The 24293-nt window shown below is 61.2% G+C and carries 21 protein-coding genes and 1 pseudogene; 8 read left to right on the plus strand and 14 right to left on the minus strand.

The window, feature by feature from the left end:
- Nucleotides 1-438: 438 nt before the first annotated feature.
- Entirely contained in the window at nt 439-2406 is a 1968-nt protein-coding gene (locus tag ASD36_RS21810) for a M23 family metallopeptidase (protein WP_060506336.1), read from the plus strand.
- Nucleotides 2407-2487: 81 nt separating this feature from the next.
- Here the strand turns inward: ASD36_RS21810 and ASD36_RS21815 are convergent, their stop codons facing one another.
- On the minus strand, nt 2488-3465 hold the full coding sequence (locus tag ASD36_RS21815; RefSeq protein ID WP_060506337.1) for a DMT family transporter: 978 nt from the start codon (nt 3463-3465) through the stop codon (nt 2488-2490).
- 89 nt (nt 3466-3554) lie between these two features.
- Here ASD36_RS21815 and ASD36_RS21820 point away from each other — a divergent pair, with 89 nt between their 5' ends.
- Nucleotides 3555-4034 carry an Lrp/AsnC family transcriptional regulator gene (locus ASD36_RS21820; protein WP_060506338.1) on the plus strand — a complete coding sequence of 160 codons (480 nt, stop codon included), beginning with the start codon at nt 3555-3557 and terminating at the stop codon, nt 4032-4034.
- Between the two features lie 98 nt (nt 4035-4132).
- Here the strand turns inward: ASD36_RS21820 and ASD36_RS21825 are convergent, their stop codons facing one another.
- Together ASD36_RS21825 and ASD36_RS21830 are read right to left on the minus strand one after the other, a co-directional pair.
- Nucleotides 4133-4450: an Atu4866 domain-containing protein gene (locus ASD36_RS21825; RefSeq protein WP_112834733.1), complete on the minus strand. Its 318-nt coding sequence runs from the start codon at nt 4448-4450 to the stop codon at nt 4133-4135.
- The gene (locus ASD36_RS21830; protein WP_060506339.1) at nt 4450-5175 is read right to left on the minus strand and encodes an SDR family oxidoreductase; all 726 of its coding nucleotides are present in this window, start codon (nt 5173-5175) and stop codon (nt 4450-4452) included. The genes ASD36_RS21825 and ASD36_RS21830 overlap by 1 nt, the downstream gene beginning before the upstream one ends.
- Before the next feature lie 108 nt (nt 5176-5283).
- Between ASD36_RS21830 and ASD36_RS21835 the strand changes: the two genes are divergently transcribed.
- Nucleotides 5284-6174: a LysR family transcriptional regulator gene (locus tag ASD36_RS21835; RefSeq protein ID WP_060506340.1), complete on the plus strand. Its 891-nt coding sequence runs from the start codon at nt 5284-5286 to the stop codon at nt 6172-6174.
- Between the two features lie 60 nt (nt 6175-6234).
- Here ASD36_RS21835 and clpB read toward each other — a convergent pair whose 3' ends face one another.
- From clpB to ASD36_RS21850, 3 genes are all read right to left on the minus strand, one after another.
- Nucleotides 6235-8838 carry an ATP-dependent chaperone ClpB gene (clpB, locus tag ASD36_RS21840; protein WP_060506341.1) on the minus strand — a complete coding sequence of 868 codons (2604 nt, stop codon included), beginning with the start codon at nt 8836-8838 and terminating at the stop codon, nt 6235-6237.
- A 180-nt stretch (nt 8839-9018) separates the two neighbouring features.
- Nucleotides 9019-9906 (minus strand): aminoglycoside phosphotransferase family protein, encoded by an 888-nt coding sequence (locus tag ASD36_RS21845; RefSeq protein ID WP_060506342.1) that lies wholly within the window; start codon nt 9904-9906, stop codon nt 9019-9021.
- A gap of 269 nt (nt 9907-10175) precedes the next feature.
- Nucleotides 10176-11195, minus strand: a complete 1020-nt coding sequence (locus ASD36_RS21850) for a hypothetical protein (protein WP_060506343.1) — start codon at nt 11193-11195, stop codon at nt 10176-10178.
- A 137-nt stretch (nt 11196-11332) separates the two neighbouring features.
- On the opposite strand from ASD36_RS21850, the gene ASD36_RS21855 reads away from it, so the two are divergent.
- Nucleotides 11333-11917 carry a TetR/AcrR family transcriptional regulator gene (locus tag ASD36_RS21855; RefSeq protein ID WP_060506344.1) on the plus strand — a complete coding sequence of 195 codons (585 nt, stop codon included), beginning with the start codon at nt 11333-11335 and terminating at the stop codon, nt 11915-11917.
- Between the two features lie 24 nt (nt 11918-11941).
- Here ASD36_RS21855 and ASD36_RS21860 read toward each other — a convergent pair whose 3' ends face one another.
- From ASD36_RS21860 to ASD36_RS21890, 7 genes and pseudogenes are all read right to left on the minus strand, one after another.
- A complete protein-coding gene (locus tag ASD36_RS21860) occupies nt 11942-12604 on the minus strand; it encodes a DUF2268 domain-containing putative Zn-dependent protease (RefSeq protein ID WP_060506345.1) in 663 nt (220 codons plus the stop codon).
- Between the two features lie 154 nt (nt 12605-12758).
- The gene (locus ASD36_RS21865; protein WP_060506346.1) at nt 12759-13721 is read right to left on the minus strand and encodes a DUF4167 domain-containing protein; all 963 of its coding nucleotides are present in this window, start codon (nt 13719-13721) and stop codon (nt 12759-12761) included.
- Nucleotides 13722-14075: 354 nt separating this feature from the next.
- On the minus strand, nt 14076-14939 hold the full coding sequence (prmC, locus tag ASD36_RS21870; protein ID WP_060506347.1) for a peptide chain release factor N(5)-glutamine methyltransferase: 864 nt from the start codon (nt 14937-14939) through the stop codon (nt 14076-14078).
- Nucleotides 14936-16018, minus strand: a complete 1083-nt coding sequence (gene prfA, locus ASD36_RS21875) for a peptide chain release factor 1 (RefSeq protein WP_060506348.1) — start codon at nt 16016-16018, stop codon at nt 14936-14938. The genes prmC and prfA overlap by 4 nt, the downstream gene beginning before the upstream one ends.
- Before the next feature lie 56 nt (nt 16019-16074).
- Nucleotides 16075-16488 (minus strand): annotated as a pseudogene (locus tag ASD36_RS21880) (DUF559 domain-containing protein).
- 196 nt (nt 16489-16684) lie between these two features.
- On the minus strand, nt 16685-18952 hold the full coding sequence (gene ptsP / locus ASD36_RS21885; protein ID WP_060506349.1) for a phosphoenolpyruvate--protein phosphotransferase: 2268 nt from the start codon (nt 18950-18952) through the stop codon (nt 16685-16687).
- A 90-nt stretch (nt 18953-19042) separates the two neighbouring features.
- Nucleotides 19043-20296 carry an aspartate kinase gene (locus tag ASD36_RS21890; protein WP_060506350.1) on the minus strand — a complete coding sequence of 418 codons (1254 nt, stop codon included), beginning with the start codon at nt 20294-20296 and terminating at the stop codon, nt 19043-19045.
- A 237-nt stretch (nt 20297-20533) separates the two neighbouring features.
- Here ASD36_RS21890 and ASD36_RS21895 point away from each other — a divergent pair, with 237 nt between their 5' ends.
- From ASD36_RS21895 to ppk2, 4 genes are all read left to right on the plus strand, one after another.
- A complete protein-coding gene (locus tag ASD36_RS21895) occupies nt 20534-20995 on the plus strand; it encodes a nuclear transport factor 2 family protein (RefSeq protein ID WP_060506351.1) in 462 nt (153 codons plus the stop codon).
- Nucleotides 20996-21002: 7 nt separating this feature from the next.
- Nucleotides 21003-21557: a TetR/AcrR family transcriptional regulator gene (locus tag ASD36_RS21900; RefSeq protein WP_060506578.1), complete on the plus strand. Its 555-nt coding sequence runs from the start codon at nt 21003-21005 to the stop codon at nt 21555-21557.
- An 80-nt stretch (nt 21558-21637) separates the two neighbouring features.
- Nucleotides 21638-22621, plus strand: a complete 984-nt coding sequence (locus ASD36_RS21905; RefSeq protein ID WP_060506579.1) for a glycerophosphodiester phosphodiesterase family protein — start codon at nt 21638-21640, stop codon at nt 22619-22621.
- A 63-nt stretch (nt 22622-22684) separates the two neighbouring features.
- Entirely contained in the window at nt 22685-23587 is a 903-nt protein-coding gene (gene ppk2 / locus ASD36_RS21910) for a polyphosphate kinase 2 (RefSeq protein ID WP_060506352.1), read from the plus strand.
- A gap of 185 nt (nt 23588-23772) precedes the next feature.
- Here ppk2 and ASD36_RS21915 read toward each other — a convergent pair whose 3' ends face one another.
- Complete coding sequence (locus ASD36_RS21915; RefSeq protein WP_200954918.1) at nt 23773-24273, minus strand: helix-turn-helix domain-containing protein; 501 nt, start codon at nt 24271-24273, stop codon at nt 23773-23775.
- Nucleotides 24274-24293: the final 20 nt, after the last annotated feature.

Below are 24293 nucleotides of genomic sequence, written 5' to 3' on the forward strand. Positions count from 1 at the left end.
CCCCAAATCCGCACCAAACTTTCGTAAGAAACTTCAGAGCGAGTTCGTCGGTCGCCAGCAGCGCCGCCGCCCTCGTTGGTGAGCGGTTTATAGTCCCAGACATCCTTCACAGTCAACAGGGTTTTTGAAAAAAATGACAGTTTTTTGACAAAAGCCTGCGCCGTAAGGCTTTGCTGCGTTGCGGCAATCGGGATAACCCTTTGTATAGGCCGGAAAACACATTCTCGCCCTCACTTCTTCACAATTGGCGCTCTAATCAGCGCTTCGCAACTGCGTCTTGAGGCTTCTTCTCTATAGGGAAGCCTTGCACTCTATAGGCACCTTATGGAGTGATGGCCGTTCTGTTTGACTTGAAGGCGTGAAAGATGCACATCTTCGCACAACATACCCGGACCATAATAAGAAACGGCGCGTAACCAGGGACCCCGCTCGATTGGCATGATCACGGACAAGACCATGATACGGTCGCTCGGCAACGAGCCGCCGATCCTTGCAGATGGACGCAAGGCTCCCGACCGGCGCGAGATTTCCCTGCGCTGGCTTTCGGGCACGTTTCTCACCGGCATTACATCCAGCCTCTTGATGGGCGTCGCATTGTTCGCAGCCCTTGACGGGCGCCAGCAACTGGCCATCCCTGCCGAAGCCTATGCCGCCATGGATCCGTCCGTCCGTGGCTCGCAGCCGACCGCAGCCGCCAAGCGCGGCGACCGTATCTTGAGCCCCAGCATCGTTGCCAAGCCATCCGACCGCACCATCATGGAAGTCTCGACCATGACCCATGATGGCGAAAAGGAAGTGGTTCGCCGCCAGCCGTTCGCGCATGTGAAGATGACGCTTGCCGCCAACCACCAGCCGGCGGAAAAATATCCCTCCTTCGATCCGCTGGCCATTTTTTCCAGCGACGATGCGGATGCGCCACCACCGGTCAGCCGGACCGGCACGCTCTATGGCTCCGATGTCGAATCCGAAGTGGCGCTGAAGACGGTGGATTTTCCGCTGAAGGGCTCGACGCTGAAATTCGCGCCCTCGATGTCGATGGACGAGGTCGAGGAGAATGTCCGCACCAATGGTTCGGTGCTGACCGACGGCAATACCCAGCTGGCCTCGTTGTTCTACATCGATCCGCGCCGCTTTGCCTCTGACGCTTCCGATCTCGACCTGATCCAGGGCCTGTCGGCCAGGGTGGTCGAGGAAAACATGACCGTCTCCGCGTTTGAGACGATCACCGACCAGACGACCGAATATGCCGACGACGTCATTCCGGTGCGCCGGGCAACGCCGATCGCCACCGTTCTGATCAATGCCGGTTATGGCAAAGCCCAGGCCGAGGATCTCGCCGGCTATCTGCGGCCAGCCCTCGACGCAACCGATCTGCAGGAAGGCGACGTCCTGCGCATCGGCATCATCCAGAAAGGTGAGAACGACGAGGCCAAGGTCGTGCGTGCCACCGTTTACACACGCGGCGCCCATGTCTTTACCATGGCGCTCGACGACAAGGGCAATTTCGTCAAGGCTTACGAACCGCCGCAACTGGCAGCCGTTGCCAGCGCCTTTGACGATAATGGAACCCCGGTCATAACCTCCGGCCACGACCTGCCGCGCGTCTATGATGGTGTCTACCGCGCCGCCCTCTCCTACGGCATGAATTCGACGATGATCGCCCAGATCATCAAGCTTCTGGCCAGCAATGTCGATTTCCAGGCGCAGCTGAAGCCGACCGACCGTCTTGAAGCCTTCTTCTCCGTCGCCGACAGCAGCGGCAAGGCAACCGACGATTCAGAACTGCTCTACGTCAACGCCAAATTCGGCGACGCCGAGACGCGCTTCTACCGGTTCCAGGATCCGGACGACAATTCGATCGACTATTACAACGAACAGGGCAAGAGCATCCGCCAGTTCCTGCTGCGCAATCCCGTTCCGAACGGCACGTTCCGTTCCGGTTTCGGCATGCGCCGCCATCCGATCCTCGGCTTTTCGCGCATGCATACCGGTGTCGACTGGGCGGCTCCGCGCGGCACGCCGATCATCGCGGCCGGTAACGGTGTCGTTGAAAAGGCTGGCTGGGATTCCGGCGGTTATGGCAATCAGACGCTGATCCGCCACGCCAATGGTTATGTCTCGTCCTACAATCACCAGAGCGCAATCTCCAAGAATGTCACTGCCGGTTCGAAGGTCGTTCAGGGCCAGGTGATCGGCTGGGTCGGCACCACCGGCCTGTCGACCGGGCCGCACCTGCACTATGAGCTGATCGTCAACGGCAACCGCGTCGACCCTTTGCGCATCCGCCTGCCCGGCGGCAAGTCGCTCGACGGCAAGGCGCTCGCCCAGTTCGACAAGGAACGCGGACGCATCGACGAATTGCTGGCCAAGGACAATGGCAGCGCCGAAGTGGCAGCCGCACAGTAGCGCGGTTTTGCCCGCTGTGGCCCCGGGTGCCCTCATCTTCCGGTGGCCGCATTTCATGCTGTGCAGCCCTGGATACCGTTTTTATACAGAACACTGTTTGGTATGGAGTTCGCAGCCGGGAGATGATGCGGTGTCATCAAGCAAGGAGGCTGCGGGTCTCCCGGAAAAGACGTTGACGGCACAACAGACGCCGGCAATCTGCAACCCGGCTCCAAGCACTTCCCACCAAAGCGGCCAACGGCCTTCGAATGCAAAGCCGTAGGCAAGACCGAAGACCGTTTCGGCGGCAATGAGCTGGGCCGCAAGAGCAAGAGGCAGACGCCGGGAAGCGACGACCCAGCACCAGGTCGCAAGCCAGGACCCGGCCAACCCCATCACCAACGCCCACCCCATGAAGCGATACAGATCGTGTTCCTGGAATGCATCCATCTGCGTCAGCGACGACAGGGGGAGCAGGAAAAGACTTGCCGCAGCAGCGCCGATCCCCTGCAGCCCCGTCCATTTGAGGCCGTCAGGCGCGTCAGCGGAACGCATGACGGCCGCGTTCACCAATCCATAGACAACCCATATCACCAGCGCGGCGATACTCGCCAGGATACCGCGTTGAAGTGATTGCGTATCGGCAGCATCGATCCGCCCAAGTGCTGCGACATTCACAATCGCGACGCCGGCCCCGGTCAGCAGCAAAGGCAAGGCAAGAGCCGCCCACGGCGCGGTGCGATCACGCGCATTGCCGATAACAGCAAGAAGCACAGGCATGGCGCCGATGATAACGGGAGGGATGGCGGCGCCCGCCAACTGAACGGCAAACGCGGCACAAATGAAATAGCCGGTATAACCGGCGCCGCCGAGAAGCAGACCCGTGAGCAACCGCCGTGGTGCAATACCGGTCGGCCGGAACCGCCTGCCGATCATCAGCAGGGCGCAGGCCAGCCCGAAAATCCCGTAGCGGGCGACGGTCAAGTCCCATGCGGTGAACGGTTCGACAGCGCGGGGCGCAACAAATGTGAGGCCCCACAACGCGCATGTGGCAAGGCCGGCCAGGATTCCGAACAGCATTTTTCATCCCTTTTTCAAAGGATGATCATTCAACATCATTCGCTTGTTTTATATGGAAAAGACGCGGTAAATCTCCTATTCTGCCTTCCATGAAGAAAGCAAAATCAGACATCGGCGTTCAATTCGGAAAGTCCTCATTGGACGATACGGACGCGCGGATTTTGACGGAACTCGATTCCAACGCACGGCTCTCCATGAGTGAACTGGCCCGCGCCGTCGGCATGTCGCAACCGAGCGTATCGGAGCGGGTGCGCAAACTGCAGGCGGCCGGGACCATCCGCGGCTTTACGATCGACGTCGATACGCGGGCAATCGGCTACCCGATACGGGCCATGGTGAAAATCAGACCGCTTCCGGGCAAGCTGCACCTTGTCGAGCGGCTGATTCAGGAGCAGCCGGGATTTATCGAATGCGACAAGATCACCGGTGACGATCCTTTCCTCGCCCGTCTGGTCGTCAATTCGATCGAACAGATGGACGATGTTCTTGAAAGCCTGTCCGAACACGCCGTCACCAGCACAGCCGTCATCAAGGGAACGTCGGTCAAACGGCGCTTGCCACGGCTGTAGCAAGCACAAAGCAGGACCACCTGCTCCATTGATACCAGCGATAACCGTCCAACACGCGATTTCGCCTCAAACCTGGCCAGCAGGCCATGCCTCCTCCGTCACTTCCGGTACAAAATCATCCCGCCATGGTAAAGCACCCCGTCGATGAAATCACCGTCGGCAGTAAAGCCGGTATCGTCCCAATAGTCGATATGATCGCCTGTGACGCTATAGCGCCCCTGATAGGCGCTTTTCCGATGTCCCCGCGCCTCGTCATAGCGGCCGTTCGCCAGCAATTCGTGCCGGACATGGCCATCGCGGGTGACCCACAAGCCGACATAGGGGTGGGGCCTTTCCATTGTAGTCATCGTGTCCCCTGCGAAGGTTGCGCTTGCAAGCGCTGCGAAAAGAAAAATCGTCAGAACGGCGCGGTTCATCAGTGCGCCGCCCGTGTTGGCCTGACGACAATCTCGTTGACGTCGACATCATCAGGCTGCTCGATGGCGAAGCGCACGGCCCGGCCGATCGCATCCGGCTGCAGCGCGATGGCGCGGTACGTCTTCATGGCGTCGGCCGCCGCTGGGTCGGTGATCGTTCCGGCCAGTTCGCTTTCCACCACACCCGGATGGATGCAGGTAACGCGGATATCGTCCCGCTCCTGCCGCAACCCGTCGGAGATCGCCCGAACCGCAAATTTGGTGGCGCAATAGACTGCAGCTGTTGGAACCACGCTGAGCGCACCGATCGAAGCGATGTTGATCACATGGCCTGACCCGCGCTGGGTCATTTCGGGCAGCACCGCCGCGATCCCGTAAAGCACGCCCTTGATGTTGACATCGACCATCCGCTCCCATTCGTCCACCTTCATCGAGGCCATCAGGGATAGCGGCATGACACCCGCATTGTTGACGATGACGTCGACGCGGCCAAAGGCCTGCCGCGCTGCATCGGCAAAGGCCGCCACATCGGCGCGATCTGTCACATCGAGGCGGCGCGTTTCCACCTCCCCTCCTCCCGCACGGATTTCTTCGGCAAGTGCATTGAGACGATCCTCCCGGCGGGCGCCGAGCATCAATTTGAAACCGGCGCCGCCCAACGCGCGGGCGATGCCGGCACCGATGCCGCTGGAGGCGCCGGTAATCAGAACAACCTTGTCAGACATGTGATGATCCTTCCTGTTCTAGCCTGATTGCTTGCCAGAAAGGTAACGCTCCATCATTGTCGCGATAAGATATCGATACGTGACTTCACTGGACAGAAAATCTAACCAATGCAGCTGGACCTAAATGCACTCTCAGTCTTTGCCCTTGTTGCGCAGGAACGGAATTTCCGGGCGGCGGCAGACCGCATGGGGGTCACCCGCTCCGCCGTCAGCCAGACGATATCGCGGCTGGAGGAAACGCTCGGCATCCTGCTCGTACGCCGCACGACGCGCAGCGTCAGCCTGACGGAGGAAGGCCAGCGGCTCTATGACGATATCGCCCCCGCCATTGCCGATGTCGGCGCAGCCCTGTCGGCGGCTGCCGATATCCGGGGTCGCCCCCGGGGCCAGTTGCGGCTGGCCGTCTCCTCGATCGCCGAAAAATTCCTGTCCGGCGCGCTATTGACGGCGTTTGCCGATGCCAATCCCGATGTGCGGATCGATATCACTGTGACGGACGAAGAGTTCGATATCGTTGCCGAAGGCTATGACGCAGGCGTGCGTCTTGGCGAAGTGATTGCGCAGGACATGATCGCGGTTCCGGTGTCCGGTCCGCAGCGGCAGCTTGCAGTCTGCGCGCCCGCCTATCTGCAGCACTGCAACCCGCCGCATCATCCGCGCGATCTTGGCCATCACCGGTGCATCGGCTGGCGTCCGGCCCCGGCCGTCGCGCCCTACCGTTGGGAATTCACGGAGGATGGCCGGGATTTCAGCGTCGCGGTCGAGCCCGAGTTCACCACCAACGACATGGGGTTGATGATCCGGCTCGCCTGCGCCGGCGCCGGCATCACTTTCGGCATGGAGGACAGCTTTCGCCCGCTGATCGACCGCGGCCTGCTCGTGCCTTTGTTGGAAGACTACAGCCAGCCATTCGCGGGCTTCTATCTCTATTACCCCAATCGCCGCAACCTGACACCGAGGCTTCGAGCGCTGCTGGACATGGTCCATCGCATGAAATGACGATACAAAAAAACCTCCCCGGGCTTACCCAGGGAGGTTTTCACTATTGTCGGAAGGGCCTTACGCCGCAGCCTGTTCGCCGCCGCGCAGCTTGAAGTTCAGGCGATCCGAGCCGGCGAAGGCCTTGATCGTCGAACCGTCCGGGAAATTGCCCTGGAGGATCTGCTCGGCGAGCGGGTCCTGGACATATTTCTGCACGGCCCGCTTCAGCGGACGTGCGCCATAGGCCGGATCGTAGCCCTTGTCGGCGAGGAAGGCACGGGCCTCGTCGTCGAGTTCCAGCGTGATCTTGCGGTCGGCGAGCAACTGACGCAGGCGCGAAAGCTGGATATCGACGATCGCGCCCATTTCGCCGCGCTTCAGGCGGTGGAACAGGATGATCTCGTCGACGCGGTTGAGGAATTCGGGGCGGAAATGCCCGCGCACCACATCCATCACCTGATCGCGCACCGTGTCGCTGTCATCGTTCTCACCAAGCCCGACGAGATATTCCGCCCCGAGATTGGAGGTCATGATGATCATCGTGTTGCGGAAATCGACGGTGCGGCCCTGACCATCGGTCAGGCGGCCGTCATCGAGAACCTGTAACAGCACGTTGAAGACATCCGGATGTGCCTTTTCGATCTCGTCGAACAGCACCACCTGGTAGGGCTTGCGCCTTACCGCTTCGGTCAGCGCGCCGCCTTCCTCGTAACCGACATAGCCCGGAGGGGCACCGATCAGCCGCGACACGGAATGTTTCTCCATGTACTCGGACATATCCATGCGCACCAGCGCCGTTTCGTCGTCAAACAGGAAGCGCGCCAAAGCCTTGGTCAGTTCCGTCTTGCCGACGCCGGTAGGCCCCAGGAAAATGAACGAACCGATCGGACGGTTTGGATCCTGCAGACCTGCCCGCGAACGGCGAACCGCGCGCGAAACGGCCTGAACCGCATCACCCTGGCCAACCACCCATTGCGACAGCTCGTCTTCCATGCGCAACAGCTTGTCGCGCTGGCCTTCGAGCATCTTTTCCACTGGAATACCGGTCCAGCGGGAAACGACATGGGCGATATTGTCGGGCGTCACGACCTCCTGAACCATCGGATCAAGCGCCGACGAATCCTGGCTTTCGGAAACCTCCAGCTCCTTTTCGAGCTTCGGGATCACCCCATAGGCAAGCTCGCCAGCGCGCTGGAACTCACCCTTGCGCTGGGCTGCCGCCAGTTCGTTGCGGGCCTCTTCCAGCTGCTTCTTCAGATCGGCAGCCAGACCGAGCTTCGATTTTTCCGCCTGCCAGCGCGCCGTCAGCGCATCGGCCTGCTCCTCGAGCCCGGTAAGGTCCAGTTCCAGCTTTTCCAGCCGGTCCTTCGAGGCACGGTCGGTTTCCTTTTTCAAGGCCTCGCGCTCGATCTTCAGCTGCATGATGCGGCGGTCGAGTTCGTCCAGTTCTTCCGGCTTCGAATCCACCTGCATGCGCAGCCGCGATGCGGCTTCGTCCATCAGGTCGATCGCCTTGTCGGGTAAGAACCGGTCGGTGATGTAGCGGTTGGACAGTGTCGCAGCCGCAACCAGCGCCGAATCCGAGATCCGCACCTTGTGATGCTGTTCGTACTTTTCCTTCAATCCGCGCAGGATCGAGATCGTGTCCTCGACATTCGGCTCGTTGACCATGACCGGCTGGAACCGGCGGGCAAGAGCTGCGTCCTTTTCCACATGCTTGCGGTATTCATCAAGCGTGGTGGCGCCGACGCAATGCAGTTCGCCGCGCGCAAGCGCAGGCTTCAAGAGGTTGGACGCATCCATGGCTCCATCCGCCTTGCCGGCACCCACCAGCGTGTGCATCTCATCGATGAACAGGATGATCTCGCCGGCTTCCGCCTGGACTTCGGAGAGAATGGCCTTCAGCCGCTCTTCGAATTCGCCACGGAACTTCGCACCAGCGATCAAGGCGCCCATGTCGAGCGCCATCAGCTTCTTGTCCTTCAGGCTTTCCGGCACGTCGCCATTGACGATACGCGCAGCCAGGCCCTCGGCGATCGCCGTCTTGCCGACGCCGGGTTCACCGATCAGGACCGGGTTGTTCTTGGTGCGGCGCGACAGGACCTGGATGGTGCGGCGAATTTCATCGTCGCGGCCAATCACCGGGTCGAGCTTGCCGTCACGGGCATCGGCCGTCAGGTCGCGCGCATATTTCTTCAAGGCGTCGAAACCCGCTTCGGCATTGGCGCCATCAGCGGTGCGGCCCTTGCGGATTTCGTTGATCACCTGATTGAGCTTGGATGCCGTCAGCCCAGCCTTCGACAGGATGCCGGACGTGGCAGCCGAGGTCTCGATGATCAGCGCCTGCAGCAGCCGCTCGACGGTAACAAAGCTGTCGCCCGCCTTCTTGGCGGCCTCTTCGGCCGTGGTGAAAACCTTGGCAAGCGGCTGCGAAAGCGAGATCGAGCCGTTGCCGCCAGACACTTTCGGCAGCTTGGCAATCGCACTGTCATTGGCAAGTTTTGCGTCCTTGGCACTGCCGCCAGCCCGCTCGATCAACGATGCCGCCATGCCCTGGTCGTCATCGAGCAGGACCTTCAGCACGTGTTCGGGAACGAATTGCGGATGGCCCTGGGCCAGCGCATAGGTCTGAGCCGATTGCAGAAAACCGCGCACGCGCTCTGAGTATTTTTCAATATTCATATGTCTACCTCCGGTAATCGGTCAGCCCACATTTGGCACTGCCGACGGTTGGAATGAGGCTCCCTGAAAAGGCAAGCCCGTGCCGGCCGCACCCTGCATTGCACAGGACCGGCCGTCTGGAGTGAATATGGGGCCGGGATTTTCGAAATTAAAGAGCAGGAAACGTCATGGTTGCCGATTTCATCGCAGGCTTTGTAAATTCGCCGTTCGCGCCCAGTTTTCGACGCTGTCGATCATGATACGCACATGATCGGGGTTGTCGGCAAGCTCTGCCAGCTCGGACAGACGATGCGCCGCCGTCAAAATGTCCACCCGTCGCCGGTCGATCGCCCGGCCGGTCAGAACCTCGTACGATGCGATGATGCGTTCAGTCAGATCCGGCGAAACGAAGCGCGCATAGATGAATTCCTGATGCACCGGCGCAAAACCGGAATCGGCAAAGTCATACATGCCGGTCAATCGCTGGCTTGGGTGGTCGAAGGCCATGTTCCAGCCGTGGCCATCGGAAAAGCCATAGGTTCTGCCGTAAGGATCAGGCCGCAACTGTTCGAACGCATCAATCGCCGCTGCCGCCTTTTGGCGGATATCCCCAGCAAGCATCGGCAGCGCCCTCTCCCGCATCGCGCTCACCGGCTGCCATTGTGCAACAAGCCCTGCCCCGGCGGCCTGCATCGTCGCCTGATCCAGCCGGTGAAGCTCTGCATAAAACCGCCCGAGCCTCTCACCCAGCTCTTGCCGCGCCGCCTCCGGGAGCCGATCGTAATCGGCGGTAATGAGATGCACGCCCTTGAGTTTTTCATGCACGGAAAACAGCGGCGGCCCCTGCTCGATGCGCAGATCGGGCACCGGCATTGCGATCCGCGGCCGGATGACTGCCAGAAGCCGCGCCTCGCGCAGCAGCGCCGTTTCAGCAACCGCATGGCGGGGAAACTTGAAGATCAGCCGGTCATCCACATCGACCGCGATCGAATCCCACCCCGCAGTCGCCAGCTCGAACCGCGACGTGGCAAGCTCCGGAAATCTGGCGATGATAATGCTGCGAAAAGTGGTGGTATCAGATGCATCCATGGCTCATATATAGCGGTTGCAACGACCACAAAAAACCCTCCAGAAGACGAAACCCTCGCGGTGCTCACCGGCGAGGGTTTCCTGCTGACAAATGCTAGAACCGCTTACTGGAAGAAACGGACATTCACCCTCCCGTCATCCTCGCCCTTGTGGCGGGGATCCAGCGACCCGGCGTCCACCGGGTCAAAAGACCAGCCAGTCCAATGACTTGAGCTGACTGGATTCCTGTTATGAGGACGAGAATGGCTGAGGTTTGAGTTACCCCTTCATTAGACTGCAGCCCTTTTGTCCTCAAAAACCGCTCCAAACTCCTTCATCCGGTCAACGTAGTAGCCGGGCTCGATCAGCACTTCCGGCAGATAGAGACCAGCCTTCGGAGCATCCCCGCCCGAAAGGCCCAGAAGCCGTTCTACGCCGAGCGCAACTCCCAACGCCGTCAGCGGCGCCTGTCCCTGCGGATGGACGATTTCGTGCCGGTCCAGCCGCAGCTTGCCGTCCGTCCCCTGCCCCTCGATCTCAATGGTAATTTCCGTCGAAAACGCCTCGCCACGGCGGCGGCTGGCGGAAACGCTATAGGCAAGATCAAGCCGGATCGCCTTGGCATCGGTGCGGGCGGCAAGCGCCATGATGTCGAACGGCGAATAGGCCTGCGCGTCCAGCTCAACACCATCGACACTGACATAACGCGCCTTGGCTTCCTCACCACTCACCCAGTGCATCTTGCCATCCTTGACGGTCAGCGCCGCCGGGGCAGCGCCGGTGATGCGGTTATAGTCCGTCAGCGCCGCCGGTCCGCCCATGTCCTGCTCATCGAGCAGAACGCCGATGCGAACAGCGTCGATCCGTTGAAAATCCTTGGCAAAGGCGAGGACCGGGAAGATCGCCGCACCCGCCAGCCAATGGCTCGCGAGCAGGACCGGCGCCCGGTCCGGCGCATGAACATATTGCGCAACCTCTGGGCCGATTTCGAACGTGCCGCTGGAAATGCTGATATAGGGAATCTTGTGATGCTGCGCATAGCGCATGGAAGACAGCCTGTCGTCCTTGACGAACACCGCGACTGCGCTGAACGCCTCGCCGCCCGAAAGACCCAGATCGGCGCGGTCGAGATCGACCCTGATGCCCGTCGCACCGCCAATCTCGCGGGCAACGGCCTGTGCCTTGGCAAGGTCGCGCCCGCCGATGGCAAGCGGCAGGCTGGGATGCAGTTTGCGAATGGTCCTTGCCGTCCAGCTGCCGACGACGCCGGAGCCGCCGATGATCAGGACTGGGTTTAATGTGCTCGACATGATCTTATCTCCTGAAACATGGAGACATTGGCATATTGCCAATGTTACCAATAGTAAGTTACTACTGGTAGGTAATTTGAAATAGACCGTTTTCAAGAGGCAGACCGCCCGATTGCAACGAAATAAGGAAGGTGGCGATGGCAAAGCCCGAAATGCGCAAACTCCCCAAGCCGGAGCGGCGCACACAGCTCCTCGACACGGCAAGGAACATCCTGCGTGAATGCGGCGCCGATGCCCTGACGCTCGGGCATCTGGCGGAGCGCGCAGGCGTCAGCAAGCCGATCGCCTACGAACATTTCGGCACGCGCGAAGGCCTGCTGATCGCCCTCTCGGAAGAAGTCGAAGCGCGCCATATCGGAAAGCTGAAGGCAGGCCTCGAAAAGGCGGCCCCCGCCCTGCCGGCAATTGCCGGGATCATCAGCGCCGCCTATATCGGCTGCGCGGTGGAAAGCGGGCCGGAATGGCTGGCCATGTCCGGCGCGTTGCGCGGCAATGCGCAGATGGATGCTGTCCAGCAGGCACTGGCCGACGATTATGCCGTCCTCATCGCCGCTTCTCTTGCCCGTTTCTCATCGCTATCTGCAGAGGACCTGAGACTACGCTGCGCCGCCCTTGCCGGGGCTGCCGAAGTCATCGCCCGCGAACTCATCCGCGGCCGGCTCGATGAAACGGCGGCAACGGCCCATCTGGCCGCATTGATCGTCCACGGTATCACCGCCTGACCAGCGGCTGCACGGCCAAGCTTCCTAACCATTCGCCTCCTGCTTCAGCCCCATGGCCAGCACCGTTGCCGCCGGCACATTCACCCAGGTGGCGGCATCCACCGCCCCGGCTTTGTCCAGCCAGCGCCCGGCGATCTGGTATCCCAGCGTGTAGCCGAACCGGCAGGGCTGAGAAGCCGTACCAAAGAACCACACGGCATGGTCATAGTTCGTAGACGCAAGGTCTTCTGCGCTGGGAAGAGCCGCCTGCAGCACCTCTGGCGCGACGGCACATTCCCAAGGCTCCGGCGGCGTGCCCATGAGACGGCGGACAAACTGCCCGGCCAGCCCCTCGGTGACCAGCGCTTCGCCCAGCGTATGCCCATACCCTGGCCCCGCCATGCGCAGGCAATGATGCACCTCGTGAATGATCTGCCTGTTCAGCGCTCCATCCTTGAGGCTGTCTGCGAAATTCGGCTCGTCCGGATCGACCGTCATCGAAAACAGCGTGCTGCGCTGGGCATATCCGGCAATGCCGACGCCAGGGATTGTCGCACCGGCAAGCCGCTGAACGAGAATATCGAGCCGCGGCGGTGACAGCAGCGTTGAAACAGTCCGGTATGACTGTTCGAACGCCGCGGCTATCTCGGCGCGATACCCGGAGAGGTCGCCAGATGCCTCCAGCCAATGCAAAGTCCAGCTATCCATGCAATCGCCCCCGACGCAACCGGCACTGCCGCCAGTTCTTCCCGTCATTTCATACCAATGTCTATGACAGTTCACGGCAACAAAAAACCCGGCCGCAAAACGGCCGGGCTCTTCAAATCATCGGCAAGCGCCACCTTCCGGCAGCCTTTGCTGATTACTCCGTCGCAGCAGGTTCCAGCGCCGGCGCATCGCCAGCTGGCTCGCCACCGGTTTCCCCGGATGCGGATGCCTCGTCACCACCGGCTTCGCCGCGGCGCGGCTGGCGGCGCGGACGCGGAGCCGTGCGGCGGCGCGTCGGAGCGCGGCCCGTCGGCGCTTCTTCCTCCAGCGAAACCTCGGCTGGCGTGCCTTCGATCACCGGCTGCGGGCCGGAGCCGTCGATGACGGGCTGCGGTGCGAGGTCGGCACGCGGCTGGGCCTGCTCGGCGCGCGGCTGGCGCTGACGCTCTTGCCTTGGCTGGCGCTCCTGCCGTGGCTGGCGCTCCTCGCGCGGCTGACGCTCCTGCTCAGGCTGACGTTCCTGGTCGGCCTGGCTGTCCTGATCAGGCTGGCGATCCTGCTCGGGCTGACGCTGCTGGTCGGACTGGCGGGGCTGACGGTCCTGCTGGCGCTGCTGACGCTCGCCTTCCGGCTGGCGGCGCTGCTGGCGCTCACCCTGCTGGTGATGACGCCCCTGCTCGGCCGGCTGGTCCTGAACGCCTGCGGTCTCGTCGGTCTCGCTCTGGTCCATATCGTCGTCGCGCTCGTTGCCGTCGCGATCCTGGAATTCGTTGCGATCGTTATAGTCGCTGCGGTCGTCACGCTGGAAGCGTTCCTGCATCTGCGCCTGTGCGGCCGCAATGATGCGGTTGTAATGCTCGGCGTGCTGCAGATAATTTTCAGCCACAACACGGTCACCGGAGCTCTGCGCGTCACGGGCGAGCGTCGAGTATTTCTCGGCGATGTGCTGGGCGGTACCGCGAATCTTTACGTCCGGGCCGGAGCTGTCATAGGTCCGGGTCAGCGGGTTGGAACCCTTCCGGTTATGATTGTTGTTGTTACCGCCGCCGCCACTGTTATTGCTGCTGGTATTGTTGTTACGCCCACGGCCGCGCTTGTTCTGCTGTCCTGGCCTCATCGTTCACTCACCTGGATTCTCTTTATATTGATGATCTTGTGGCTTCGCGGCTTGCCAGGAATTCCGTCTCAACGGATTCCGCATCAAGCAGACACGCGCCGCGACCCAACCGCCTCTTGACGGTACCGTCGCTGGTTAAAGTCAAATTAACAGGTACCCGCACCAGGCACTGTCGAACCTTAGAAACTCTTTTTTGAGAGTAATCCCTGCGGCAAGGTCTGACCGGAACGAATCTCTGATCTTTGACCTTCTGCCCAGTGCGTGAGAGGAACCTAGCCCGCTTCCCGTGTGATTCCAAGCCTTTTCTTCACGGTTTCGAAAAAGAACGTTGCAACAAGGGCCGGTTTGCAGGGGTTAGCGGCCGAAGGCGAACAGGATGGCACGGTCATTTCCGCCCAGATCCTTCACCCGGTCGATCACCCGGAAGCCCTGATCTTCGAAAAGCTGGCCGACCACCTGCAACTGGTCGTAGCCGATCTCGACACCGACAATGCCACCCTCGACCAGATGGCGTGCGGCATGTTCAGCGATGGTGCGATAGGCATCGAGACCGTCCGCACCGCCATCAAGCGCCAACGCCGGATCATGATCGCGCACTTCAGGCGCCAGCGATGCAACGACGTCTGTGCGTATATAGGGAGGATTTGACACAATGATGTCGAACTTGCCGACAATCCCCGCAAACCAGTCGCTTTCCACCCCGGCGAAACGCGCACTCAGATCATTGCGCTGCGCATTGGCCTTGGCCATCTCGACAGCACCGGCCGACAGGTCGGATCCGACCCCGGTTGCCTGCGGAACGGCGCTCAGCAGCGCCAAGCAGATCGCCCCCGTCCCGGTGCCGAGATCGATCAGATGACAGGTTCCCTTCTCCGCCACGAATTTCTGCGCGAAAGGAATGAGCCCTTCGACGATCATCTCCGAATCCGGCCGCGGCTCAAGCGTGTCTGGCGACATGCCGAGCGTCAGGCCGTAGAATTCACGCTGCCCGAGAATACGGTGAACCGGCTCGTGTGCCGCCCGCCGCTCAATCGCATCGCGAATGCGCTGCGCATCCTTCTCCGAAACGATCTCGCCGCCACGCGTCATGAACGCCACCGCCGGCAGGTCGAGCAGACCGGAAATCAGCACGCGCGCATCAAGCGCCGCCTCGCCGATATGCGCTTTCAGGAACGCCGTCCGTGCCTCGGCAAACAGGCTGTCGAGTGTATCGGTCATCCCTTCTGCTCGCCCAGTTGCGCCAACTGATCGGCCTGGTAATCGGCGAGCAGCGCATCGACCACTTCGTCGATTTCCCCCATCATCATCCGGTCGATCTTGTAGAGCGTCAGATTGATACGATGGTCGGTAACGCGTCCCTGCGGAAAATTGTAGGTGCGGATACGTTCCGAACGGTCACCGGACCCGACCTGGCTTTTGCGGGAAGCCGACCGTTCATTGTCTGCCTTCTGCCGCTCCATGTCATAGAGCCGCGAGCGCAAAACCTGCATGGCCTTGGCGCGGTTCTGGTGCTGTGATTTTTCAGACGACGTGACGACGATGCCGGAGGGCAGATGGGTGATGCGAACGGCCGAGTCCGTCGTGTTGACGTGCTGTCCACCGGCACCCGACGAGCGCATCGTGTCGATGCGGATGTCTTCGTTGCGGATTTCGATATCGATATCCTCGGCCTCCGGCAAAACGGCGACGGTCGCCGCCGAGGTGTGGATACGCCCCTGCGTTTCGGTATCGGGAACGCGCTGAACCCGGTGCACGCCGGATTCGAACTTCAGCTTGGAAAACACCCCGCGCCCGGTCACGGTCGCGATGATTTCCTTGTAGCCGCCCGCATCGCCCTCGCTGGCCGAAAGCACCTCGACCTTCCAGCCCTTGCCAGCCGCATAACGCTCGTACATGCGGAACAGGTCACCGGCGAAAAGGGCCGCTTCGGAGCCGCCGGTGCCGGCGCGGATTTCAAGGATGGCACTCTTCTCGTCGGCCGCGTCCTTGGGCAGGAGAAGGATCTGCATGTCCTTTTCCAACGCCTCGATCCGCTCTTCGATATCAGGCTTTTCCATCTCCGCCAGCTCGCGCATCTCGCGGTCGGTATCCTTGGCGGATAGCAGCGCGTTGACGTCGGCAAGCTCACTCTGCGCCTTCTCATACAGCCGGATCTTCGTCACAACAGGCTGCAGCTCGGAATATTCCGATGCCAATTTCACATAGACATCCGCCGCCGGCCCCTCGGCCATGCGCGCCTCGATCTCGGAAAACCGGCGCTCCAGCTCGCGCATCTTTTCAACAGGTAAGGTAGCCAATGTGTACTCCACAGGCGCTGTTCAAGAACAGCAATGTTTATGACAACGGCAGCTTTTCAGCCGCCATAATCTGATCTCTTAGCCGGAACGAAAGTGAGATCGAACGATCTCACTTCGAGCACCAGCCGATTCTCGACAATTGCGACGATGGTCTCCAATACGCGGTCACGGTCCTGAAGAACACACCCATTCCAAAAACGAACAACACTCCAACCGTTCATTGTCATGTAGTCGTCCCGCCTTGCATCATGGCGGCTGTTCGCATGCTGACTGCCGTCAACTTCGACAACGAGCCCGGCCTGTCTACATGCGAAATCTGCAAAATACGGACCAACCGGTAATTACCGGACAAATTTAAAGCCGTTGAGGCGTCGCCCACGGAGCTCGAACCAGAGAGCCTCTTCCGCATTGTTTTCGACTTTGCGCAGACTGCGAGCGCGCTCCGTCTTGTGTTTATCCGGACCTCTCATCCTCTCCATCCGTCAAGGATTGCCCCTCACCCTAACCCTCTCCCCGCATGCGGGGAGAGGGAACGACCGAATTTGCCGCCCCTCAATCACCATCAACATCGTCTCCAGTTGGAGAGGAAAAGAGAGTTCGCCGCATATCCCTTCTCCCCGCTTGCGGGGAGAAGGTGCCCGACAGGGCGGATGAGGGGCCGCTTACCTACAACGGCACCCCGGTCTCCGCCGCAAAGGCCACCAGCATCTCGCGCACCGATGTCTGGCTGCGCGTGTCGTCCAGTGCCGCATGAAGCATGGCCGAGAGTTTTTCGATATCGAGCGCCAGGAGCATGGCCTTGACCGGGCCGACCGCCGTCGGCGACATCGAGACGGAGCGGTAGCCGATGCCGAGCAGCGCCATCGCAGAGAGTGGCTTGCTCGCCATCTCTCCGCACAACGTCACGGACGTCTCGTTGCGGTCGCCCGCCCGGACGATGTCGCGCAGGATGCGCAGGAACGGCCGGCCGAGCACGTCGAAACGGTCCGACACCCGCGCATTGCCGCGATCGACCGCCATCGAGAACTGGAACAGGTCATTGGAGCCGACCGAAACGAAATCGACCTCGTCCATCAGCTCGTCCAGCTGCCAGAGCAGCGCCGGAACTTCCAGCATGGCGCCGAACTGCAGCTTGCGCGGCAATTGTTCGCCGATCTTCGATTGCCGCTGGATTTCCTTCTGCAGCAGCTCGCGCACCGTGCGCAGCTCAGACACTTCCGTCACCATCGGCAGCATGATGCGCAGCTCCTGGCTTGCCGAAGCGCGCAGCATGGCGCGCAGCTGTGTGCGCAACAGGCCGGGCCTGTCGAGCGACAGGCGGATTGCCCGCCAGCCAAGCGCCGGGTTTTCCTCTTCCGCCGCGCGGAAATAGGGCACCACCTTGTCGCCACCGATGTCGAGTGTGCGGAAGGTGACCGGCTTGCCGGCCGCCTGCTTCATGACGTTGCGGTAGAACAGTTCCTGCTCTTCCATCTTCGGCATGGTCGAGGCAATCATGAACTGCAGTTCGGTGCGGAACAGGCCGATACCCTCGGCGCCGGATTCCGACAGCTGCGGCAGGTCGACCAGAAGGCCTGCATTCATCTGCAGCTTGATGCGCTTACCGTCCCGGGTCACCGGCTCGACGTCACGCAGGGCGCGGTACTGTTCCTGCCGGCGGGCGCGCAGCCGGACTTTTTCTTCATAGGCCCGCTGCAGGTCGGCCATCGGCCGCAAATGCAGCTGGGCATCATCGCCATCGACGATGATCGCATCGCCATTTTCCGCCAGCGCCACGACGCCCGCGGCCTGGCCGACAACCGGAATGCCCATGGCGCGTGCAACGATCACCACATGGCTAGTCACCGCACCGTCTTCGAGCACGAGGCCCCGCACATTCTCACGCGGATAATCAAGCAGCTCGGCCGCCCCCATGGCACGCGCCACGACGATCGCATCATTCGGAAAATCCGTCGCCGACATCTTGGCGCCGTAGCCGGTCAGCTGCCTGAGTAACCGGTTGGCCAGATCGTCGAAATCATGCATGCGCTCGCGCAGATAGGGGTCCGTCAGCCGGATCATCCGCGCCTTGGTCTCGCTCTGCACCCGCTCGACAGCCGCCTCCGCCGTCAGGCCGTTGCGGATCGCCTCTTCGAGCTTCCTGACCCAGCCGCGGTCATGCGCGAACATCCGGTAGGCTTCCAGCACGGCGCGGTGTTCGCCTTCCATGGAAACATCGCGCCGTGACAGCATGTCGTCGATCGAAATGCGCAGCGAACCCAGCGCTTCCGCCAGCCGTCCCAGCTCATGATCGGTATCGTCGTTCAGAAGGTTGGTCACGACGATGCGCGGCTCGTGCAGCACGACATAGCCAAGCCCGATACCATCGTTGAAGCTCGAGCCCTCGATCGTCACAGGCCGCGACAGGTCGAGTTCAAGTCCCGGGCGGGTAAGCTTCTTCAATTCCCCGGTCGCCACCATTTCAGCCAGCACCATTGCCGTCGTTTCCATCGCCTCGACCTCGTCGTCGCGATAGGTGCGGCTGGCCTTGTTCTGCACGACGAGAACGCCGAGCGAACGGCCGGTGCGCAGGATCGGCACCCCAAGGAAGGAATGATAGATTTCTTCGCCGGTTTCCGGCAGGTAGGTAAAGGCCGGATGCGCCTGCGCGTCGGAGAGGTTGAGCGGACGCGCCGAGGCCGCGATGGTGCCGACGAGGCCCTGCCCCATCTGCAATTGCGCCAGGTGCACGGCGCCCTTGTTCAGGCCTTCGGTAGCATAAAGTTCAAGAACGCCATCGGAGCGAAGCACATAGACCGAACACACTTCTGCGACCATGTTCTGCGCAATCTGGCGAACAATCTGGTCAAGGCGATCCTGCGGCTCGAGCGGTTCCGCCATCAGTTCGCGCAACCGCTTGAGGAGGACGCGTGGACCCGCAGAGAGGTCTCTCATCGCACAACGTCTCCCGAATAAAAGTCAACAACTGGAAGCGGTAATTTGTTCCCGCTTATATAAGCGAAAACGCAGTCACCACCACCCGCTTTAACTCTTATCCAGACCGTAGACGGAATGCAAAGTGCGAACGGCCAATTCGGCATAAGCACCATCGATCAGGATCGAAATCTTGATTTCCGAGGTAGTGATTGCCTTGATGTTGATGCCTTTTTCGGCAAGTGCGCGGAAAGCGGACGCCGCAACGCCCGCATGGCTGCGCATGCCGATGCCGATGACCGAGACTTTGACGAGGCCTGATTCGTTCTGGATGACGTCAAAGCCGATCTGCGCCTTGGCTTCGCTGAGAACCTTCAGCGCCTTGTCGACGTCGGTCGACGGCACCGTGAACGTCATGTCGGTCTTGGAACCGTCTTCGGAAATGTTCTGGACGATCATGTCGACATTGATATGGGCTTCGGCCAGAGGCCCGAAGATCGCCGCCGAAACGCCGGGCCGGTCGGCCACGCGCCGCAGCGAAATCTGCGCTTCATCCTTGGCATAAGCGATGCCGGTGACGACTTCCTGTTCCAAAATCTCATCCTCATCACAAATCAGCGTACCGGGCGGGTTCAGAAAATCGCCCATGCCCGGCGCGTCGGGGTCTACGAAACTGGAACGCACGAAGGTGCGAACCTTGAATACCATGGCAAGCTCGACCGAGCGAACCTGCAGGACCTTGGCGCCGAGCGACGCCATTTCCAGCATTTCCTCGAACGCGATCTTCTTCAGGCGCTTGGCCTTCGGCTCGATGCGCGGGTCGGTGGTGTAGACGCCGTCGACATCCGTATAGATATCGCAACGGTCGGCCTTGACCGCAGCAGCGATTGCAACCGCCGATGTATCGGACCCGCCGCGGCCGAGCGTGGCAATCCTATTGTCAGGCCCGAGCCCCTGGAAGCCGGCAATGACGGCCACCTGGCCCTCGCCGAAGCGGCGGATCAGTTCAGAGCCGTCGATTTCAAGAATACGTGCCGCGCCATGCGCATTGTCGGTGCGGATCGGGATCTGCCAGCCCTGCCAGGAACGGGCGTTGATGCCGATGTTCTGCAGCGCCAGCGCCAGGAGGCCCGAGGTCACCTGTTCGCCGGAAGCAACAACCGCATCATACTCGCGCGCGTCGTGCATCGGCGAGGCATCGCGCGTCCAGGCAACCAGTTCGTTGGTCTTGCCGGACATCGCCGAAACCACCACCGCAACTTCGTGGCCGGCATCGACCTCGCGTTTCACATGGCGGGCCACATTCCTGATGCGATCCATATCCGCGACGGACGTGCCGCCGAATTTCATCACGATGCGTGCCATGTGCCTCTACCGGTCGAAAATGCTGCGCGCAAACCCGCGCCCGTGTCGTCTCAAGTCGCCGGTCTCTTAGCGAAATTGCAGCCCGCGTGCAATGGCCGCGCTGCCGCATTTGCGACATCCGGCCTCGATGTTTGGCACACTGCCGCCTTCTGCAGCAAACACCCCGATTTTCACAAGCGCTTGCTTTTCTAGACCGATCGGTCTACACGATTCCGATCGTTTCAGAAGGAGCCCGCAATGACCGCCTTGCTACCCCCTTTCACCCATGAAACCGCCGTCGCCAAGGTCCGCATGGCCGAGGATGGCTGGAACAGCCGCGATCCCGTCCGCGTCTCGAAAGTCTATACCGAGGATTGCCGCTGGCGGAACCGCGCCGAATTTCCCGTCGGCCGCCCGCAGATCGTCGAATTCCTGACGCGGAAATGGCAGCGCGAACTGGATTATCGGCTGATCAAGGAAATCTGGGCCTTCGAAGGCAATCGCATCGCCGTCCGCTTCGCCTATGAGTGGCACGACGACAGCGGCCAGTGGTATCGCAGTTATGGCAATGAAAACTGGGATTTTGCCGCCGACGGCCTGATGCAGCGCCGCTTCGCCTCGATCAACGATCTGCCGATTGCCGAAAGCGAGCGCAAATTCCACTGGCCGCTTGGCCGGCGTCCGGACGATCATCCCGGCCTGTCCGATCTCGGCCTCTGACCGCCGCATGCGCACCGTTTTCGAAAAAAGCGATGCCATCGCGCTGGTTGCCGAAGTGTTTCGCGAGTGCGGCTATGAAGGCGCCTCGATGAGCACGATCACCGCGCGCACGAGGCTGTCCAAGGGCAGCCTCTACCATTTCTTTCCGGGCGGAAAGGAACAGATGGCGGCGGAAGTGCTCGCGCACGTCGATGCCTGGTTTGCCCGGGAAATCTTCGAGCCACTGGAAACAGCCGAGCCGCGTGCGGCAATCGCGCAGATGTGGACGGCGGTGGACGAGTACTTCCGCTCCGGCAAACGCATCTGCCTGATCGGCGCCTTCGCACTGGATGAAACCCGCGACCGGTTCGCACGGCCGATCCGGGCCTATTTCGCGCGCTGGACAAATGCGCTCGAAACCGCGCTGATCCACGACGGCGCCCCGGCCGATGACGCCAGGCAACTGGCGGAAGACGCCGTCTCCGGCATTCAGGGCGCGCTGGTGCTGGCACGCGCCATGGCCGACGACACCGTCTTTGAACGCTGCCTCGGGCGCATGCGCCTCCGGCTTGCTTCAACCTGAAGGACACAATACCCCGCCGCATTCTCGCCCATTCCGTTGGCAAACTCTGACATCAGGGCGATTCGGAGGAAGTGATGAGGATGCGAAAATATTGGCGCTCGGCCGGCGCGACGCTTGGTCTGCTGGCTGCCTTTGTCTCTCTCAACAATACCAGCCTGTTCAATCCACGCCCGCCCGCGGCACCGGTCTTGCTTGCCCATCGCGGCATCGCCCAGCAATTCGACCCAACGGGTGTTGGCAACGACACATGCACCGCCTCCCGCATGCTGCCGCCGGCCCATGATTATCTCGAAAACACCATCGCTTCGATGCGCGCCGGTTTCGCCGCCGGTGCCGATATTGTCGAAGCCGATATCCATCCGACCACCGACGGCCAGTTTGCCGTCTTTCATGATTGGACGCTGGATTGCCGGACGCAAGGCAAGGGCGTCACCCGTGATCATTCGATGGCCGAGCTGAAAGCGCTCGATATCGGCTATGGCTATACCGCCGATGGCGGCAAGACTTTCCCGCTCCGCGGCAAAGGCATCGGCCTGATGCCATCGCTGGACGAGGTTCTCTCCAGCTTTCCGGACAAACAGTTCCTCATCAACATCAAGAGCAACGATCCGGAGGAAGGCAAAAAGCTCGCCGCCGTTCTGTCAGCCCTTCCCGCAGACCGGCGGCAGACACTGATGGTCTATGGCGGCGACAGGCCGGTTGCCGCCTTGCGCGCAGCACTTGCCGATATCCGCGCCATGTCACGCAGTTCGCTGAAAACCTGCCTCTTGCGCTACTTCGCCACCGGCTGGACCGGCATCGTGCCGGATGCCTGCCGCAATTCGATTGTGCTTGTCCCGATCAACATCGCCCCCTGGCTCTGGGGCTGGCCGGATCGTTTCCTCGATCGCATGGAGGGCGCCGGCAGCCGGGTCTTTGCCCTTGGCCCCTATTCCGGCGGCGATTTCTCGACAGGGCTGGACACGCCGGAACTCATCTCGCGCCTGCCGCAAAACTATTCCGGCGGCATCTGGACCAATGAGGTGGAGACGGTCGCGAGCGAACTTCGCCGCGGTGGCCGATAGCACTGTCACATACCTGTCATCAAACCCTGCTCCTGTGCCTGCGACCAACGGGGATTTGACCAAATGATCGACCAACTCGACCGCATCAAGGCGGAAATTGCCGACAGTTTTGACGAAGAACTGGAAATGCAGATGGAGGAAGACCGGCTGGATGAGCTGGTCGCCGAAGGCATGTCGCAAGAGGCCGAACCGACACTCGACCGCAAGATCTATTTCCGCGAGCTGTTCCGCCTGCAGCACGAACTGGTGCGCCTGCAGGATTGGGTGCAGTACAAGAAGCTCAAGGTCGTCGTGCTGTTTGAAGGCCGCGACAGTGCCGGCAAGGGCGGCGCCATCAAGCGCGTCACCCAGCGGCTCAATCCACGCGTCTGCCGCGTCGTCGCCCTGCCCGCGCCGACCGAGCGCGAAAAGAACCAATGGTATTTCCAGCGCTATGTGCCGCATCTGCCGACGGCCGGTGAAATGGTGCTGTTCGACCGCTCCTGGTACAACCGCGCCGGCGTCGAGCGGGTCATGGGCTTCTGCTCGCCGGAAGAGCTCGACGAATTCTTCCGCACCGTTCCGGAATTCGAGCGCATGCTGGTGCGCTCCGGCATCATCCTGATCAAATACTGGTTCTCGATCACCAACGAGGAACAGGAATTCCGCTTCCAGATGCGCATCCACGATCCACTGAAACAGTGGAAGCTGTCGCCGATGGACATGGAAAGCCGCATCCATTGGGAGGATTACACCAAGGCCAAGGAAGAGATGCTGGCAAAGACCCATATCGAGGAAGCCCCTTGGTGGGTCGTCCAGGCGGTCGACAAGAAGAAGGCCCGCCTCAACTGCATCGCCCATCTTCTGGCCCAGATCCCCTATGAGGACGTGCCGAAACCCGATCTCGTCCTTCCCGAACGCATCCGTCACGACGACTACACCCGCCACCCGGTGCCGTCAGAAATGTATGTGCCGGAAGTGTATTGATTGGGCGGGTTTCCGGGAAACTGCTTCCCCCAGTTTAAAAGGCCCCTCATCCGCCCTGTCGGGCACCTTCTCCCCGCTTTGGCGGGGCGAAGGACCAGCGGCAAGCTCTATCGTCCCCTCTCCCCGCTTGCGGGGAGAGGGTTAGGGTGAGGGGCGACCAGGACCGTTCGCCTCTCGCCACCATATCATCTAGGCTCCGCATTCTTCGCCACCACCGCCAGATACGCCGCCTGCAATTCCGCAAACACCGATCGCTCCGGCACCGGGGCGCCCAGATGCAGCGCCCGCAGCTCGTCCATGAACGCCGCCCACATGTCCGGTCCGCCGTCCTCAAGCAGCTCGGCGCGGATCGACAATTCTTCCGATACCCGCGTGTGCCGCCTGCCCCAGGCACCCATCTGCGCCAGCAGCGGCACCAGCTGGATCGATGGTTCGGTCAGGCTGTAGATGCCTTTCTGCTTGTGACTGGGGTCGTCCCGGCGTGACAGAAGTCCGTTCTCGGTCAGCCGCCGCAGCCGGTCGGCCAGGATATTCGAGGCGATCCCTTCTTCCGATTGGGACAGAAGCTCACGAAAATGCCGCCGGTTGCCGAACATCAGATCGCGGATGACAATCAGGCTCCAGCGATCGCCAAGCATTTCCAGGGTAAGATTGATCGGACATCCCGATCGCTGCACAATATCCACGGCCCGCCTCTCATTAATAC

This window comes from Rhizobium sp. Root1334, assembly GCF_001426665.1.
Taxonomy (GTDB): Bacteria; Pseudomonadota; Alphaproteobacteria; order Rhizobiales; family Rhizobiaceae; genus Pararhizobium.

What these genes read in the sequence shown, in the direction of transcription:
- ASD36_RS21865 (WP_060506346.1), bottom strand. Translation starts at nt 13,721, where the DNA reads ATGAGGCCAGGACAGCAGAACAAGCGCGGCCGTGGGCGTAACAACAAT.
- ASD36_RS21820 (WP_060506338.1), top strand. Translation starts at nt 3,555, where the DNA reads ATGAAGAAAGCAAAATCAGACATCGGCGTTCAATTCGGAAAGTCCTCA.
- ASD36_RS21855 (WP_060506344.1), top strand. Translation starts at nt 11,333, where the DNA reads ATGGCAAAGCCCGAAATGCGCAAACTCCCCAAGCCGGAGCGGCGCACA.
- ASD36_RS21905 (WP_060506579.1), top strand. Translation starts at nt 21,638, where the DNA reads ATGCGAAAATATTGGCGCTCGGCCGGCGCGACGCTTGGTCTGCTGGCT.
- ASD36_RS21900 (WP_060506578.1), top strand. Translation starts at nt 21,003, where the DNA reads ATGCGCACCGTTTTCGAAAAAAGCGATGCCATCGCGCTGGTTGCCGAA.
- ASD36_RS21835 (WP_060506340.1), top strand. Translation starts at nt 5,284, where the DNA reads ATGCAGCTGGACCTAAATGCACTCTCAGTCTTTGCCCTTGTTGCGCAG.
- ASD36_RS21810 (WP_060506336.1), top strand. Translation starts at nt 439, where the DNA reads ATGATCACGGACAAGACCATGATACGGTCGCTCGGCAACGAGCCGCCG.
- ptsP (WP_060506349.1), bottom strand. Translation starts at nt 18,952, where the DNA reads ATGAGAGACCTCTCTGCGGGTCCACGCGTCCTCCTCAAGCGGTTGCGC.
- ASD36_RS21825 (WP_112834733.1), bottom strand. Translation starts at nt 4,450, where the DNA reads ATGAACCGCGCCGTTCTGACGATTTTTCTTTTCGCAGCGCTTGCAAGC.
- ASD36_RS21815 (WP_060506337.1), bottom strand. Translation starts at nt 3,465, where the DNA reads ATGCTGTTCGGAATCCTGGCCGGCCTTGCCACATGCGCGTTGTGGGGC.
- ppk2 (WP_060506352.1), top strand. Translation starts at nt 22,685, where the DNA reads ATGATCGACCAACTCGACCGCATCAAGGCGGAAATTGCCGACAGTTTT.
- clpB (WP_060506341.1), bottom strand. Translation starts at nt 8,838, where the DNA reads ATGAATATTGAAAAATACTCAGAGCGCGTGCGCGGTTTTCTGCAATCG.
- ASD36_RS21850 (WP_060506343.1), bottom strand. Translation starts at nt 11,195, where the DNA reads ATGTCGAGCACATTAAACCCAGTCCTGATCATCGGCGGCTCCGGCGTC.
- ASD36_RS21890 (WP_060506350.1), bottom strand. Translation starts at nt 20,296, where the DNA reads ATGGCACGCATCGTGATGAAATTCGGCGGCACGTCCGTCGCGGATATG.
- ASD36_RS21860 (WP_060506345.1), bottom strand. Translation starts at nt 12,604, where the DNA reads ATGGATAGCTGGACTTTGCATTGGCTGGAGGCATCTGGCGACCTCTCC.
- ASD36_RS21895 (WP_060506351.1), top strand. Translation starts at nt 20,534, where the DNA reads ATGACCGCCTTGCTACCCCCTTTCACCCATGAAACCGCCGTCGCCAAG.
- ASD36_RS21830 (WP_060506339.1), bottom strand. Translation starts at nt 5,175, where the DNA reads ATGTCTGACAAGGTTGTTCTGATTACCGGCGCCTCCAGCGGCATCGGT.
- ASD36_RS21845 (WP_060506342.1), bottom strand. Translation starts at nt 9,906, where the DNA reads ATGGATGCATCTGATACCACCACTTTTCGCAGCATTATCATCGCCAGA.
- prmC (WP_060506347.1), bottom strand. Translation starts at nt 14,939, where the DNA reads ATGACCGATACACTCGACAGCCTGTTTGCCGAGGCACGGACGGCGTTC.